This window comes from Salinispora cortesiana, from assembly GCF_000484695.1.
GTDB classification, from domain to species: Bacteria; Actinomycetota; Actinomycetes; order Mycobacteriales; family Micromonosporaceae; genus Micromonospora; species Micromonospora cortesiana.
Window position 1 is genome coordinate 45678 of record NZ_AXVR01000008.1, and the last position, 16179, is coordinate 61856.

A 16179-nucleotide genomic window follows, 5' to 3' on the forward strand; every position below is an offset into this window, starting at 1 on the left:
TTCCGTCAGCACTCGGAAGGGCCCCGGAGCCACGGGGCCCTTCCGAGCTGACTCAGTCGTGGGCGATAGCGCCCAGGACATCGATGCGGGCGGCGCGGACCGCGGGAATCACCGCGGCGATGACGCCGACCAGCGCGCCGAGGCCGACCATCGTCCCCATGTCCGCCCAAGGCAGCACCAGGTCGGTGATTCCCTCGTCGCGCAACGCCTCGACGACGGCCGCGCCGAGGCCGGAGCCGACGGCGATGCCGAGCAGCGCACCGAACACCGAGATCACCACCGCCTCTATAGTGATCATGCCCATGGTCTGCGCCCGACCAAGGCCGACCGCGCGGAGCAGCCCGAGCTCCCGGGTGCGTTCGAGCACCGACAGGGCCAGGGTGTTGATGATGCCGAGTACCGCGATCACGATGGCCAACAGCAGCAGGATCTGGATCATTCGCAACAGGTCGTCGAGCGGCTTGGTCTGCTGCTCGATGAACGCGTCCCGGTCGGCCACCGTCACCTCCGGGCTGTCCGCCAGAAGCGTCTCCACCCGCGGCAGCACGTCAGCGGCCTGGGCCCCGGGCGTGAGCTGGATGAAGCCCGCTATCGGCTGGGGGACGGTGAAGTCCTGCGCCGCGGTGACCGGCACAGTGATCGGATCGAGGAGCTCATCGGCTTCGTAGATCCCGCTGACCGTGTAGGTCTTCGCCTCGGCGCGGGCCAACTGCACCGGCACGGTGGAGCCGACGGAGAGTCCGCGCGAGGCCGCCACATCCGAACTGACCAGCATCTGATCCGGCCCGAGTCGACTGATGTCCCCGGCGGTGGCCCGCGCGCCGAAGATCCGCGTCAGCGTCGACACGTCGCTGTTGGCGCCCACCCAGGTGCGTTCGTCGCCGACCTGGGCCAGATCGCCGTATGCTCCGCCGACCAGCGCCACCCCGGGCAGCGCCGCGGTCTTCTCCAGCACCACGGGGTCGAAGGTCGGCGGCCGGGGTCCGGTCTGCGCGCCGCCGATCACCAACTCGGCCTTGATCTTGTCCTGGGCCAGGCCGCTGATGCTGCTCTTGGTGGAATCCAGGATGACGGTAACCCCGGTTACCAGGGCGATGCCGACCATCAGCGCGGCCGCCGTGATCGCCGTACGGCGCGGGTTTCGTCCGGAGTTGAGCCGGCCCAACTTGCCCGGCATCCACCAGGAGAAGATCCCGCCGAGTAGACCGACCACCGGCCGGCTGATCAGCGGGGTCAGGAGCGCCACCCCGATGAAGGCGAAGAGCACGCCGCCGAGGATGGTGATCAGGGTGTTGCCACCGGCGTGTCCGCCGAGGCCCAGGAAGAGCAGCGTGGCGCCGGTCGAGGTCACCGCCGCGCCCGCCACCGTGACCTTGGTCAGCGGCCGGTCCGGCGTCGCGACATCCTGCATCGCCGCGATCGGCGGGATCCGGGACGCCCGCAGCGCGGGCAGCAGCGCCGCCACCACCGTGATGATCAGGCCGACCCCGAACGCACCGATAACCGCCGCCGGGGGTACGGCGACCCCTGCCAGGTCGAGCCCGCCGGAGAGGTTGCCGAACAGGTACGCCAACAGCGCGCCGATGCCGACGCCGGCGCCGAGGCCGAGCACGGAGGCGAGTAGGCCGACCGCCACCGCCTCCAGCACCACCGAGCCGATGATCTGGCGGCGGCCCGCCCCGACGGCGCGCATCAGCGCCAACTCCCGGGTGCGCTGGGCCACGATGATCGAAAATGTGTTGAGGATCAGGAACGTCCCCACCAGCAGCGCCACCGCGGCGAAGCCGAGCAGGATTCGGTTGAAGAAGGACAACCCCTCCTTCAGCGTCGCCGAGGCCTCCGCGGAGACCTCGGCGCCGGTCTTCACCTCGAAGTCGGCCCCGAGCGCGGCGGCGATGTCGTCGCGCAGCCGATCGTTGGCGACGCCGTCGGCGGCGGTGACCGTGACGTTGGTGAAGGCGTCGCCCTGGCCGAGCATCAACTGCTGCGCCACCGGAGTGGTGAACATGACCTCGTTGACGCCGCCGATGGAGTCGCGGCCGCCGCTGTAGCCGAAGATCCCGACGATGGTGAACTCCTGCTTCGGCTCGAGCGTGAGCACGCCCACTCGATCGCCGACAGCGACCTGGCCGGCCTTGGCCAGCCCGGCATTGACCAGGATTTCGTCGTCCGCCTGCGGCTCCCGGCCCTCGCGCAGCTGGACGAGATCGCTTACGCCCACCCAGTTCGCACCGATTTGGGGCGGCCCGAAGGAGGTGACCACCTTGCCATTGCTACCGATCAGGCGCGCGCCGTCGGCGGCCACGATGCCGGTGGCGTCGGCCACCCCGGCAACGTTTCGGATTCGCTCCACCGTCTCGGCCGGCACCGGCATTGCCACCGCGTCACCCTCGAAGTCGCCCACCTCGATCCGCGGCTTCGCGGCGACGTTGACGTCCACCCCTTCGTACGCGTCGGCGAAGACGGCGTCGAAGGAACGGCCGAGGGTGTCGGTGAGCACGAACGCGCCCGAGACGAACATGACGCCGAGTACCACCGCCAACCCGGACAGGATCAGCCGGAGCTTGCGTGCCAGCAGGCTCTTGAGGGTCGCCCGGAACATCAGTCGCCCACCTCGACCTGGGTGTCGAGCTTCTTCATCGTGTCCAGCACCGTCTCCGCCGTCGGCTCGATCAGCTCGGAGACGATCTGTCCGTCGGCGAGGAAGACCACCCGGTCGGCGTAGGCGGCGGCGGTCGGATCATGGGTGACCATGACAATGGTCTGTCCGTGCTCCCGTACCGAGTTACGGAGGAACTTCAGCACCTCCGCGCCGGCCCGAGAGTCGAGGTTGCCGGTCGGCTCATCTGCGAAGATCACCTGTGGGCGGCTGACCAGTGCCCGCGCGCACGCCACCCGCTGCTGCTGCCCACCGGAGAGCTGCGCCGGCCGGTGACCCAGCCGTTCCCGCAGGCCGACGGTCTCGATCACCGTGTCGAACCAGGCTTGGTCCGGCTTGCGCCCAGCGATCGACAGCGGCAGCAGGATGTTTTCCTTTGCGGTCAACGTCGGCAGCAGGTTGAACTGTTGGAAGATGAATCCGACCTGCTCGCGGCGCAGCTTGGTCAGACCGGCATCCCCCAGGCCGGTGACCGTGGTCTCGCCGATCGAGACCGTGCCCCGGGTCACGGCGTCCAGCCCGGCGAGGCAGTGCATCAACGTTGACTTGCCCGACCCGGATGGACCCATGATCGCGGTGAATCGGCTCTGCTCGAACTCACAGGTGACCCCGCGAAGCGCGATCACCTGTGCCTCCCCGCTGCCGTACACCTTCCACACCTCGCTCGCGCGGGCCGCGGCCTGCGCCTGACGGCCTACCGTCGCGGTCACGTCTTCTCCCTCTCGTCGTTCGGTCCGCCCCGTCCCCCTCGGCCGGCGCGGCAGTCCCATCATGGGGTTTCCCCAGTCCACATCCCTCCGACTTGCGGCGGAGCCGTGGCGGATTTTTGTGCTACGGGTGTCCCCGAGCGCCACTCAGGGTTGCCCCTGAGCGCCCGTTGGCGTCGAGCCGGCTTCCCGATTGCCCCGGGACCGATCCCCACCCGGTGATGTCCCATGGATGATCAAGCCCGCTGCCCCCTGTTGGTCACGGTAGGTGACCGGGGCAACCCGGCGGGGCGGGCGGGTCAGCTCCGGGGCCGGACCAGCCCGGACTCGTACGCCAGCACCGCCAGGATCCGGACCGGGCGCCGCTGCGGGTCGGGGCCCGCGCGGCGCCCACTCACTCGTCAGCGCCCGGCGGCATCGGCTGGGATCGCGAGTCACGGAGCGAGTCGGCCGGTTTCGGGCCGACCGGGAACGGCGGCGGCGTGCCCCCGAAACTCGGACACAGCGGCTGGTGGCTGCACCAGTCACAGAGCCGGCTCGGCCGCGGGCGGAAGTCCTGGGCGGCGGTGGCGGCCTCGATCGCCCGCCAGAGCGCCACCACCGTGCGCTCGAATCGCACCAGTTCGTCGGCGTCCGGGGTGTAGTCGCAGACCTCGGCATCTTTCAGGTAGAGCAGCCGCAGTACCCGTGGCACCACGCCGCGGGTACGCCACAACACCAAGGCATAGAACTTGAGCTGGAACAGCGCCCGCGCCTCGAACGCCTCCCGCGGCGCGCCGCCGGTCTTGTAGTCAACCACCCGCAGCGCGCCGTCCGGCGCCACGTCCAACCGGTCCAGGTAGCCCCGGATCAGCAACTCCTCGTCCACCACCGCGGAGATCAGACTCTCCCGCTCGGCCGGCTCCAGGCGGCGTGGATCCTCCACCGCGAAGTAGCCCTGGAGCAGCCCTGCGGCCGAGCGTAGAAACGTTGACCGGGCCTCGGCGTCGTCGGTGAACAGGGTGGCCAGCTCCGGCTGCTCGGTGACCAGCCGTTCCCACTGCGGAGCCACCAGGTCGCTGGCGGCCCGCGGGGTGCGGCCAGCGGAGGGCAGGTCGAACAGTCGCTCCAGTACGGCGTGGATCAGGGTGCCCCGGGCCTGCTCCATGGTGGGCTGCTCGGGCAGCCGGTCGATGCTGCGGAACCGGTAGAGCAACGGGCAGGTCTTGAAGTCGGCCGCCCGCGAGGGGGACAGCGAGGCCCGTACCGTGACCGGCACCTCCGCCGTGGGCGAGAGCTGCTGGGCTGTCACCGGATCCGCTGTCATGACCGGAAAGGGTAGGGCACCGGGGTGACAGCGTGACCCGCGCCGTCTGCAAGGCATGATCGGCTCCCGCGTAGCATCGGGTCGGTGGAGTCCAGGAGGCAAGCCCCGCGTCGACCGGCCGGGGTAACCGTCGGCCGGGTGATCGGGGTGCCGCTGCACCTCGACTGGTCGATGCTGCTGCTCACCCTGGCCGTCACCGTGCTGTACGCCGAGTTCGCCCGGCGGGAGCTCGCCCTCTCTCCGGCCGGTGGCTACCTGATCGGCCTCGGTTTCGTCGTCTCCCTGCTCGGGTCGGTGCTGCTGCACGAGCTCGGTCATGCCCTCACCGCCCGCAGATTCGGCATCGGGGTCCGCGGCATCACCCTGGAGCTGCTCGGTGGCTATACCGAGATGGACCGAGATGCCCCGACTCCTCGGGCTGATCTGTTGGTGTCCCTCGCCGGGCCGGCGGTCTCCGCGGTACTCGGCGCGGCGGCGGTCACCGTCACCCTGGCGCTCCCCGAGCGCACCCTGGCGCACCAGCTCGCCTTCCAGCTTGCGGTGAGTAACGTTGTGGTCGCGGTGTTCAACGTGCTGCCCGGGCTGCCGCTCGACGGCGGTCGCGCGCTGCGGGCCGCCGTCTGGGCCGTCACCCGGGACCGACACCGGGCCACCGAGGTGGCGGGCTGGGTCGGTCGGGTTGTCGCCCTCGGTACGGGCGGGGCCGCCGTCGCACTAGCCCTGACCCGTCCGCCGACGCCGCCGGTGCTGCTCGCGATGCCGCTGATGCTGCTGGTCGCGTTCACCCTCTGGCGGGGCGCCGGGCAGTCCATTCGGCTGGCCCGGATCACCCGCCGGCTTCCGCTGATCGATCTCCCCCGGCTGGCCCGTCCGGTCTGCGCCGTTCGGGCCGGCACTCCGCTCGCCGAGGCGCAGCGGCGCGTCGCCGGAGCCAACCCACCGGCCGCGCTGCTGGTCACCGACTCCGCGGGCCGCCCACACGCCCTGGTCAACCCGGCTGCCGCCGCGGCGGTCGCGGTCAACCGCCGGCCCTGGCTATCGGTGGACGCGGTGGCTCGGCCGTTGGTCGAGGTGCCGACCGTGCCGGTCGGCCTCGATGGCGAGCAGGTGCTGGAGACCGTGCGGCGCCACCCGGGCGCACAGTACGTGGTGACCTCAGGCGAAGATGTCGTCGGCATCCTGTACCTCGCGGATCTTGCTCAGCTGCTCGAACCCCACCGGAGATGAACACGTGACCGCACCGCCCTCCGACGCGCCCGACCAGCACGTCCCCGCCCCGCCTCCAGCGCGCCGGGGGCCGTTCCAACCCGGTGACCGGGTGCAGTTGACCGACCCGAAGGGGCGAATGCACACCGTCACCCTCGAGCCGGGCAAGGAGTTCCACACCCACCGCGGCATCCTGCACCACGACGCCCTGATCGGTCAGCCTGACGGCAGCGTCGTCAGTACCGCCGGCGGCGGTACGGCGTTCCTGGCCCTGCGCCCGCTGCTCGCCGACTACGTCCTGTCGATGCCTCGGGGTGCCCAGGTTATCTATCCGAAGGACTCGGCCCAGATCGTCGCGATGGGCGATGTCTTCCCCGGTGCGCGGGTGCTGGAGGCGGGGGCGGGGTCCGGTGCGCTGAGTTGTTCCCTGCTGCGTGCTGTCGGTCCCACCGGAGAGCTGCACTCGTGGGAGGTGCGCGACGACTTCGCCCAGATTGCCCGACGTAACGTCGAGGCGTTCTTCGGTGGCCCACATCCGGCCTGGCGGCTGCGAGTCGGGGATGTGGCGGCGAACCCGGAGATCGGGTTCGACCGGATCATTCTGGACATGCTCACGCCCTGGGAGAAGCTCGACATGGTCGAGCGGGCCCTGGTGCCCGGTGGGGTGCTGATTGGGTACGTCGCCACCACCCCGCAGCTTTCCGAACTGGTGGAGGCGCTGCGGGAGCGGGGTGGCTGGACGGAGCCGCGGGCCTGGGAGTCACTGGTCCGGGACTGGCACGCGGAGGGGTTGGCCGTTCGGCCCGACCATCGCATGATCGCGCACACCGCGTTCCTGGTGTCTGCGCGTAAGCTCGCCCCGGGAGTTACCGCCCCACCGCGCCGGCGCAAGCCCAGCAAGGGTATGGAGGCATACGCGCAGCGCTGGGCGGCGCTGCGGGAGGCAGCGGCCGTCCAGGCCGACTCGGCGGAGGAGGGGTGACGGTCATGACGGTCGAGCAGGACAGCGGGGAATGACGCGACAGCGGCCGACCGGCGTGGACCGGTGGTGCGGGGAGGCGGAATGAAACGGCCGGGCCTGGGCGGCGGCGACGTGCCAGCGGTGTTTCCGGACTGGTCGCCGTATCGGGACCTCGAGTCCGCGGCGAGTGCCTACCTGCGCGACCCGGATGTGGCCCTGGAGGCGCTCGGCGGTGTGCTTCGCGGCGCCTCCGTGCTTGGCTTCACCCTGGAACGGTTTGTCAACGAGGTCAACGGAGTCTGGCAGGAGGTGGTCATCTGTGACGGCAGTCGCCTGGTCCTCTGGCACGGCGAGGACATCCCGCCCGGAGAGGGCCCACCTGGTTCGATGACCTCCTCGCTGCGGGTGGTGCCGGTCTCCTCGATCACCGAGGTGGGGTGTCGGCGGCGGCTCACCCGCGCCGATGACGGCACCGTGCGGGTGGACGGCATCGACGTCTACCTGCTGTTGAGGTCGCTGGATGAGGCGCCGTCGGGCGAGGAGGGGGCCAGCGTGCTCCGGCATGACGCGTTGCGCTTCGGCAAGACCCTCGACGACGGTGGCGCCGGGCAAATCGCCCGCCTTGAGGAGTTCGCCCGGTTGGTCGCCTCGGCCGTCGGTCGGCCACTGCGTTGAGGGCTGACCGCTCGGCTGAGGGTTGACCGCGCGCGCTCGGCGGGGAGCTGCCCGGTGCGGCAGCGCCGCACCCGGCGGTGGCGGTCAGTCTTCGGCTTCTGGACCGGCGACTGGCGTGCCGTCGCCGCCGCGGAGCACGTGGATGCACTCGCCCGGGCACTCCTTCGCCGAGTCGATCACCTCAAGGCGGAGGTGTTCCGGCACCTCCACCCGGCCGCCCGGGGCCTGCACCAGTTCGCCGTCCGGTCCTTTGACGTAGGCGAGTCCGTCGATGTCGAACTCGAAGACCTCTGGCGCGTACTGGACGCAGAGCCCATCGCCCGTGCACAGGTCCTGGTCCACCCAGACCTGTAGCTGGTCCGTCGCGACCTCGATCACCGTTCCCCCAGGTTCGTCCGTCGTACGCCTTGACGGTACCCGAACCGTCGGACGGATTCCCGCGCCCACCCGGGGACGATCAAGGTTCGGTGACGAGGGTGTTGCATGGGACCGAATCGGCCTCATAGCGGTTAGTGTTAGGGCAGAACGTTCAAGCCCCCCGGGGAGGTGGGACGTGGCACGCAGCGACGACGCGGACTCGCGCGCCGCACGGTGGGAGAAGGAGGCCCACGATCTCTCCACGCAGGTCGCGTTCCTGCAAGAGGAACTCGCTCTGGTGCGGCGCAAGTTGACCGAAAGCCCCCGACAGGTCCGGCAGCTCGAAGAGCGGCTGGCGGCCGCCCAGGCTCAACTGGCGCGGCTGACCGAGAACAATGAGCGGCTCGTGAGCACTCTCAAGGAGGCTCGAGCGCAGATCATGACGCTCAAGGAGGAGATCGACCGGCTCGCCCAGCCGCCGAGCGGCTATGGGGTCTTCCTGGCGCGACACGACGACGGCACGGTGGATGTGTTTACCGGCGGCCGCAAGCTCCGGGTGGCCGTCTCACCGTCCCTGGAGGTCGCCGAACTGCGCCGGGGGCAGGAGGTCCTGCTCAACGATGCGCTCAACATCGTTGACGCGTTCGGCTATGAGCGGGCCGGTGAGGTGGTCATGCTCAAGGAGGTGCTCGCCGGGCCGGACGGCGCTCCCGGCGACCGCGCCCTCGTGGTCTCCCACTCCGACGAGGAGCGCGTCGTCCACCTCGCGGAGACGCTGATCGACGCCCCGATCCGGGCGGGTGACTCCCTCATGATCGAGCCTCGCTCGGCGTACGCCTATGAGCGGATTCCGAAGAGTGAGGTTGAGGAGCTGGTCCTGGAGGAGGTGCCGGATGTCGACTACACCGACATCGGCGGTCTCCATGCCCAGATCGAGCAGATTCGCGACGCGGTGGAGCTGCCGTTCCTGCACGCTGACCTGTTCCGGGAGCACCAGCTCCGGCCACCGAAGGGCATTCTGCTCTACGGGCCACCGGGCTGCGGCAAGACCCTGATCGCCAAGGCGGTGGCGAACTCGCTGGCGAAGAAGATCGCCGAGCGGCGTGGCGAGGAGAAGCACACCAGCTACTTCCTCAACATCAAGGGCCCGGAGTTGCTCAACAAGTACGTCGGCGAGACCGAGCGGCACATCCGGCTGGTCTTCCAGCGGGCCCGGGAGAAGGCCGGCGAGGGCACACCGGTCATCGTGTTCTTTGACGAGATGGATTCCGTGTTCCGCACCCGGGGCTCCGGTGTCTCGTCGGATGTGGAGAACACCATCGTCCCGCAGTTGCTCAGCGAGATCGATGGGGTGGAGGGTCTGGAGAACGTCATCGTCATCGGTGCCTCCAACCGGGAGGACATGATCGATCCGGCGATCCTGCGGCCGGGCCGGCTCGATGTCAAGATTAAGATCGAGCGGCCGGATGCCGAGGCGGCGAAGGATATCTTCTCCAAGTACATCCTTCCCGGCCTGCCCCTGCACCCGGATGACCTGGCCGAGCACGGCAGCGATCCGCAGGCCACCGTGGCGGCGATGATCGACGCGGTCGTCCTGCGGATGTACTCGGAGACCGAGGAGAACCGCTTCCTCGAGGTCACCTACGCCAACGGCGACAAGGATGTCCTCTACTTCAAGGACTTCAACTCCGGTGCGATGATCCAGAACATCGTGGACCGGGGCAAGAAGATGGCCATCAAGGAGTTCCTCACCTCCGCCCGCAAGGGCTTGCGGCTGCAGCACCTCCTCGACGCCTGCGTTGACGAGTTCCGGGAGAACGAGGACCTGCCCAACACCACCAACCCCGATGACTGGGCGCGCATCTCCGGAAAGAAGGGCGAGCGGATCGTCTACATCCGTACGCTCGTCTCCGGCGGCAAGGGCGCCGATGCGGGCCGGTCCATCGAGACCGCCAGTAACACCGGCCAGTACCTCTGACGACGGAGGAGACGGGCCCGGGTCGTGGTTGGACCCGGGCCCGTAACCCTTCGCTGGGTACGGGTCAACCCTTCGCTGGGTAGTTGCTCCGCACCGCCGCGTCACGATCGGGTGCGGCGCCGACTACTCTCGACGAAGGGATCGGTCGGGGCGAGTGAAGCGGGTAGGTTGATGAGCGTTAGACGGATCATGGGCACCGAGGTCGAGTACGGCATCTCCGTGCCCAGTCAGGCCGGGGCCAACCCGATGGTCACCTCCTCGCAGGTGGTCAACGCCTACGGGGCGCGCCCCGAGCTCAACCGCGGGGGGCGTGCTCGCTGGGACTACGAGGAGGAATCGCCGCTGCGCGACGCCCGTGGCTTCACCTATTCCGGCGCCGCGTACGACCCGGCGGAGGCCCTCGCCGACGAGGATCTCGGTCTGGCCAACGTGATTCTGACCAATGGCGCCCGGCTCTATGTGGACCACGCCCATCCGGAGTACTCCACTCCGGAGGTGACCACGCCGTTGGACCTGGTGCGCTGGGACAAGGCAGGGGAGCAGGTGATGGCCGAGGCGGCTCGGCGCGCCGCCACCATCCCCGGTAGCCACCCCATTCACCTGTACAAGAACAACACCGACAACAAGGGCGCCAGTTACGGCGCCCACGAGAACTACCTCATGCGCCGGCAGACGCCCTTCGCCGACATCGTCACGTTTCTGACTCCGTTCTTTGTCACCCGGCAGATCGTCGCGGGGGCCGGGCGGGTTGGCCTCGGCCAGGACGGTGGGCAGAACGGCTTCCAGATCTCTCAGCGCGCCGACTTCTTCGAGGTTGAGGTGGGGCTGGAGACCACGCTTAAGCGGCCCATCATCAACACTCGCGACGAGCCGCACGCCGATGCCGACAAGTATCGCCGGCTGCACGTCATCATCGGCGATGCCAACCTGTCGGAGATCTCCACGTACCTCAAGGTCGGCACGACTGCCCTGATCCTCACCATGATCGAGGAGAAGGCGCTCGTCCCTGATCTCGGCATCGCGGACCCGGTCAGCGAACTCCGTGCGGTCAGCCACGATCCCTCCCTCGGCCACCTCATGCGGCTGCGGGACGGGCGGCGGCTCACCGCGCTGGACGTCCAGTGGGCCTACTACGAGCGGGTGCGCTCGTTCGTGGACGACCGGTACGGCAGCGACGTCGACGAGCAGACCGCCGACGTGTTGCAACGGTGGGAGAACGTGCTGGACCGGCTGGGCCGGGACGTGTTCCTCTGCGCCGACGAGCTCGACTGGGTGGCGAAGCTGCGGTTGCTGGAGGGCTACCGGGAGCGGGAGAAGCTCGGCTGGGGGTCACCCAAGCTGCACCTGGTTGACCTGCAGTACTCCGATGTTCGCCCGGAGAAGGGGCTCTACCACCGGTTGGTGTCGCGGCGCGCGATGAGGACACTGCTGCCGGCGGAGGCGGCCCAGGTCGCGATGACCGAGCCCCCGGAGGACACCCGGGCCTACTTCCGGGGTCGCTGTCTCGCCCAGTTCGCCTCCGAGGTGGTTGCGGCGAGCTGGGATTCGGTCATCTTCGACGTGGGCCGGGAGTCGCTGGTGCGGGTGCCGATGATGGAGCCGGAGCGCGGCACCCGCGCCCACGTCGGGGCGCTCTTCGACCGCTGCGAGAGCGCCAAGGATCTGCTGGAGACGCTTACCGGTGGTTGAGCTGTCCGACGCGGTGGCCCAGTATCACGTGACTCGCGCGCGACGGGCCACTTCGTCGTCCGCGCGAGGTAAGTTCGTCGCAGACGATCGTGGAGGAGGCAGCCATGGCGACCCGTGACAGCGGTGGGCAGTCGCAGACCGGCCGGTCCCAGCAGAACGAGGAGATCGAGGACGTCACGACGGAGGCGAGCGCGGAAGCCGCCGAGCGACACGCCGAGATCACCGAGGACGTGGACGACCTACTCGACGAGATCGACTCAGTCCTTGAGGAGAACGCCGAGGAATTTGTCCGGGGCTACGTGCAGAAGGGTGGTGAATAGGAGTCGGGGCGGATTCGCCGTCACCTGGACACGATCACCGCGCCGGCAGGGGTGCGGGATACCCTGCTTTAACCGCAACGGTGGTCCTGGCTGGTTCCGGAGAGGTCCGGGCAGACCGACCAGGACGATCACGTACCTGAGAGGAACCACGTGGCAGCGGCTTTCGACCCATCCGGGCGTCTTCCGGATCTGTTCACCAACGCCGGGACGTCCTCCTTCTCCGCGTTCCTGAGCAAGGCGGCGCCGGAGCTGCTGCCCGGACGACGGCCACTGCCGCCCGGGGTGGCCACCGACCTGACGCCGCACGCCACCACTATCGTCGCCATCGCCGCCGCCGGTGGGGTCGTGCTGGCGGGCGATCGCCGCGCCACCATGGGTAATCTGATCGCCCAGCGGGACATCGAGAAGGTGTATCCGGCGGATGCGTACTCCCTGGTGGGCATGGCGGGTGCGGCCGGAATCGGGATTGAGCTGATCCGACTCTTCCGGGTCGAGCTGGAGCACTACGAGAAGATCGAGGGCGCGATGCTCTCGCTCGACGGTAAGGCCAACCGGTTGGCCGCAATGGTTCGGGGCAATCTCGGTGCGGCGATGCAGGGGCTCGCTGTGGTCCCGCTCTTCGCCGGGTTTGACCTGGCCGCAACGGATCCGGCGAAGGCCGGTCGGATTTTCAGCTTCGACGTGACCGGCGGTCCCTACGAGGAGACCGGTTACGACGCGGTCGGCTCCGGCTCCTTGTTCGCGAAGTCGGCGCTGAAGAAGCGGTTCCGGGCCGGGCTCTCCGTTGATGACGCGGTACGTCTGGCCGTGGAAGCCCTGTACGACGCGGCGGACGATGACACCGCGACCGGCGGGCCGGACCTGACCCGGCGGATCTATCCGGTGGTGATGTCCGCTACGGCCGAGGGCACGCACCGATTCACCGAGGCGGAGACGGCGGCGATCGCCGAAAGCGTGGTCGCCGGCCGGATGGAGAACCCGGGCGGCTGAGCCCCCTACCCGATCCCAGCGACCAGCACAGCGCCGTAAGGAGAACTTCTGTCGTGGCCATGCAGTTCTACGCCTCGCCCGAGCAGATCATGCGCGACCGCTCCGAGCTGGCCCGCAAGGGCATCGCCCGCGGGCGCAGCGCGGTGGTCCTGAGTTACGCCGGCGGGGTGCTCTTCGTCGCGGAGAATCTCTCCAGCGCCCTGCACAAGGTTGGTGAGATCTACGACCGGATCGGCTTCGCCGCCGTGGGCCGATACAACGAGTTCGAGAACCTGCGACGTGCGGGCGTGCGGATGGCTGACCTGAACGGTCTGAGCTACGACCGGCGGGACGTGACCGGGCGGGCGCTCGCCAACGCGTTCGCGCAGACGCTCGGCGCGATCTTCACCGAGCAGTCCAAGCCGTTCGAGGTGGAGATCTGCGTCGCCCAGGTCGGCGTAACAGCGGAGGACGACGAGCTGTACCGGTTGACCTACGACGGCTCGGTCAACGATGAGCCGGGCCGAATGGCGATGGGCGGTCAGGCCGAGGCGATCGCTGGAGTGCTGAAGTCGAACCACCGTCCGGACATGTCGCTGGGCGACGCGGTCAAGGTGGCGGTGCAGGCCCTGGGTAGCGTCGGCGGCGAGGGCGGGGCTGCTCGCACGATCGCGGCAGACCAGCTGGAGGTCGCCATCCTGGACCGGGGCCGGGCCGGCCGGACCTTCCGGCGGGTTACCGGCGCGGTGTTGACCGCCCTACTCGACGACGGCGAGACCACGGCAGCAACGGCGGACACTCCGGCTGACTCGGCCGATGTGGCGGAACGCCCCGACTCCTAAGCTCGGCGGGGGCCGCTGAATTCGGCTGCTCACGCTTTGATCAGCGGCTCCCACCAGGCCCGGTTCTCCCGGTACCAGTCGATGGTGGCGGCCAGACCCTGATCGAAGTCGACGGCGGGCTCCCAGCCGAGATCGCGCTGGGTCGCGGTGCTGTCGAGGGCGTACCGGCGGTCGTGGCCCTTTCGGTCCGCCACCGGCGTTACCCGGTCCCAACCGGCGTCGAACGCGGCGAGGAGAGAGCCGGTCAGGTCCCGGTTGGTCCGGGCGGTACCGCTGCCGAGGTGGTAGATCGCCCCAGCACGGCCGTTCCGTTGCGCGAGTGTTATCCCGTGACAGTGGTCGTCCACATGCAGCCAGTTCCGGATGTCGCCGCCGTCGCCGTACAGCGGCAGGGTGTGTCCGTCGATCAGGTTGGTGACGAACCGGGGGATCAGCTTCTCGGGGTGCTGGTAGGGGCCGTAGGTGTTGGCGCCGCGGGTGATGACCACGTCGAGTCCGTGGGTGCGATGGTAGGAGAGGGTGAGCAGGTCGGCGCCGGCCTTGCTGGCCGAGTACGGCGAGCTGGGATTCATCGGCGCGGAGGGGGCCCACGAGCCCTGGTCGATGGAGCCGTACACCTCGTCGGTGGAGACGTGGAGGAACCGCCCGATGCGGTGCCGCAGCGCGGCGTCGAGCAGGACGCCGGTGCCGCCCACGTTGGTGCTGACGAACGGGGCGGCGGTGGCGATGGAGCGGTCCACGTGGGATTCGGCGGCGAGGTGGACGATGACATCGTGTCCGGCGACGGTGGCGTCCACGAGTTCCACGTCGCACACGTCGCCATGGACGATGCGGAGGCGGGGGTCGTCGCGGACCGGGTCGAGACTGCCTTCGGTGCCGGCGTATGTGAATTTGTCCAGCACGGTTACCCGGTCTGGCCGTAGGACGGACTCGGTGCCCTGGAGCAGCCGGCGCACGTACGCCGAGCCGATGAAGCCGGCCCCGCCGGTGACGAGGATTTTCACGGCTTGCACCGTACCGTGGTGAGGGGCAGCGCGGGCCGCCGCCGGGCCGGACGGTCGGGGACGGGTGTGGTGAGCACTGCCCAGATGTCGCCTTGTGCGGCTAGTGTCGCATCATGGAGCGGCGAATCTTCGGCCTCGAGACCGAGTACGGCGTCACCTGCACCTACCGTGGGCAGCGTCGGCTGTCCCCGGACGAGGTCGCGCGGTACCTGTTCCGGCGGGTGGTGTCGTGGGGCCGGTCGAGCAATGTCTTCCTGCGCAACGGTGCCCGGCTGTATCTGGACGTCGGCTCGCACCCCGAGTATGCGACGCCGGAGTGCGACTCGGTGGCGGACCTGGTGGCCCACGACCGTGCTGGCGAGCGGATCCTGGAGGGCCTGCTCGTCGATGCGGAGAAGCGGCTGCACGACGAGGGAATCGCCGGCGAGATCTACCTGTTCAAGAACAACACCGACTCGGCGGGAAACTCGTACGGGTGCCACGAGAACTTCCTCGTCTCCCGGCACGGCGAGTTCGGCCGGTTGGCGGATGTGTTGATCCCGTTCCTGGTCACCCGACAGTTGATCTGTGGTGCGGGGAAGGTCCTTCAGACGCCACGGGGGGCCGTCTACTGCCTGTCGCAGCGGGCCGAGCACATCTGGGAGGGGGTCTCGTCGGCGACCACCCGGAGCCGGCCGATCATCAACACCCGGGACGAGCCGCACGCGGACGCTGAACGGTACCGTCGGCTGCACGTGATCGTCGGCGACTCGAACATGAACGAGGTCACCACCCTGCTGAAGGTGGGCGCCGCGGACATCGTGCTCCGGATGATCGAGTCCGGGGTGGTGATGCGGGACCTGACGCTGGAGAATCCGATCCGCGCGATCCGCGAGGTGTCGCACGACATCACCGGACGGCGGAAGGTGCGGCTGGCCTCTGGAAAGGAGATCAGCGCGCTGGAGATCCAGCAGGAGTATCTGGCGAAGGCCACAGAGTTCGTCGAGCGGCGTGGCGGCGATCAGACGGCGAAGCGGGTGGTGGAGCTCTGGGGCCGGGTGCTGCGGGCGGTGGAGACCGGTGATCTGGAGCCGGTGGCCCGGGAGATCGACTGGGTGACCAAGCTACGATTGATTGAGCGTTACCAACGTAAGCATGAGCTGCCGTTGTCGCATCCGCGGGTGGCGCAGATGGATCTCGCCTATCACGACCTCCGTCGTGGCCGGGGCCTGTATGGCTTGCTGGAGCGGCGGGGCCAGGTGGACCGGGCGGCGACCGATCCGGAGATCTTCGAGGCGAAGGAGACGCCGCCGCAGACCACTCGGGCGCGGCTGCGGGGCGAGTTCATCCGGCATGCCCAGGAGAAGCGGCGGGACTTCACCGTCGACTGGGTGCACCTGAAGCTCAACGACCAGGCGCAGCGCACGGTGTTGTGCAAGGACCCCTTCCGGGCGTACGACGAGCGGGTGGAGCGGCTGATCGCCAGCATGTGAGCGCGCCCGGGCGCGGTGGGCCTACTCGGCGGCC

14 protein-coding genes are annotated in these 16179 nt (G+C 69.1%); 9 read left to right on the forward strand and 5 right to left on the reverse strand.

Annotated elements, in window-relative coordinates; all coding sequences use genetic code 11:
• Positions 1–52: 52 nt before the first annotated feature.
• The 3 genes from K228_RS0106110 to K228_RS0106125 all read right to left on the reverse strand — a co-directional run bounded on the left by K228_RS0106110 (position 53) and on the right by K228_RS0106125 (position 4672).
• Complete coding sequence (locus K228_RS0106110; protein ID WP_025617626.1) at positions 53–2602, reverse strand: ABC transporter permease; 2550 nt, start codon at positions 2600–2602, stop codon at positions 53–55.
• A complete protein-coding gene (locus K228_RS0106115) occupies positions 2602–3369 on the reverse strand; it encodes an ABC transporter ATP-binding protein (protein ID WP_025617627.1) in 768 nt (255 codons plus the stop codon). The genes K228_RS0106110 and K228_RS0106115 overlap by 1 nt, the downstream gene beginning before the upstream one ends.
• Before the next feature lie 391 nt (positions 3370–3760).
• A complete protein-coding gene (locus K228_RS0106125; RefSeq protein WP_025617628.1) occupies positions 3761–4672 on the reverse strand; it encodes a RecB family exonuclease in 912 nt (303 codons plus the stop codon).
• Between the two features lie 84 nt (positions 4673–4756).
• Between K228_RS0106125 and K228_RS0106130 the strand changes: the two genes are divergently transcribed.
• The 3 genes from K228_RS0106130 (at position 4757) to K228_RS0106140 (ending at position 7514) form a co-directional block, all read left to right on the forward strand.
• Positions 4757–5899 (forward strand): site-2 protease family protein, encoded by a 1143-nt coding sequence (locus K228_RS0106130; RefSeq protein ID WP_245603428.1) that lies wholly within the window; start codon positions 4757–4759, stop codon positions 5897–5899.
• 4 nt (positions 5900–5903) lie between these two features.
• Positions 5904–6860 (forward strand): tRNA (adenine-N1)-methyltransferase, encoded by a 957-nt coding sequence (locus K228_RS0106135; protein ID WP_025617630.1) that lies wholly within the window; start codon positions 5904–5906, stop codon positions 6858–6860.
• Positions 6861–6941: 81 nt separating this feature from the next.
• A complete protein-coding gene (locus K228_RS0106140; protein ID WP_025617631.1) occupies positions 6942–7514 on the forward strand; it encodes a hypothetical protein in 573 nt (190 codons plus the stop codon).
• A gap of 84 nt (positions 7515–7598) precedes the next feature.
• Here K228_RS0106140 and K228_RS0106145 read toward each other — a convergent pair whose 3' ends face one another.
• On the reverse strand, positions 7599–7892 hold the full coding sequence (locus K228_RS0106145; protein ID WP_018742562.1) for a ferredoxin: 294 nt from the start codon (positions 7890–7892) through the stop codon (positions 7599–7601).
• Between the two features lie 175 nt (positions 7893–8067).
• Between K228_RS0106145 and arc the strand changes: the two genes are divergently transcribed.
• From arc to prcA, 5 genes are all read left to right on the forward strand, one after another.
• Positions 8068–9849, forward strand: a complete 1782-nt coding sequence (gene arc / locus K228_RS0106150; RefSeq protein WP_025617632.1) for a proteasome ATPase — start codon at positions 8068–8070, stop codon at positions 9847–9849.
• A 171-nt stretch (positions 9850–10020) separates the two neighbouring features.
• A complete protein-coding gene (gene dop / locus K228_RS0106155; RefSeq protein WP_033776568.1) occupies positions 10021–11538 on the forward strand; it encodes a depupylase/deamidase Dop in 1518 nt (505 codons plus the stop codon).
• Between the two features lie 104 nt (positions 11539–11642).
• Complete coding sequence (locus tag K228_RS0106160) at positions 11643–11858, forward strand: ubiquitin-like protein Pup (RefSeq protein ID WP_025617634.1); 216 nt, start codon at positions 11643–11645, stop codon at positions 11856–11858.
• A gap of 150 nt (positions 11859–12008) precedes the next feature.
• Positions 12009–12848, forward strand: coding sequence for a proteasome subunit beta (prcB, locus tag K228_RS0106165; protein WP_025617635.1), 840 nt, complete (start codon positions 12009–12011; stop codon positions 12846–12848).
• A gap of 53 nt (positions 12849–12901) precedes the next feature.
• Positions 12902–13669 carry a proteasome subunit alpha gene (prcA, locus tag K228_RS0106170; RefSeq protein WP_025617636.1) on the forward strand — a complete coding sequence of 256 codons (768 nt, stop codon included), beginning with the start codon at positions 12902–12904 and terminating at the stop codon, positions 13667–13669.
• Between the two features lie 29 nt (positions 13670–13698).
• On the opposite strand, the gene rfbB is transcribed toward prcA, so the two are convergent.
• Positions 13699–14673 (reverse strand): dTDP-glucose 4,6-dehydratase, encoded by a 975-nt coding sequence (gene rfbB / locus K228_RS0106175; protein ID WP_025617637.1) that lies wholly within the window; start codon positions 14671–14673, stop codon positions 13699–13701.
• 113 nt (positions 14674–14786) lie between these two features.
• Here rfbB and pafA point away from each other — a divergent pair, with 113 nt between their 5' ends.
• On the forward strand, positions 14787–16145 hold the full coding sequence (pafA, locus tag K228_RS0106180; RefSeq protein ID WP_025617638.1) for a Pup--protein ligase: 1359 nt from the start codon (positions 14787–14789) through the stop codon (positions 16143–16145).
• Positions 16146–16179 lie beyond the last annotated feature (34 nt).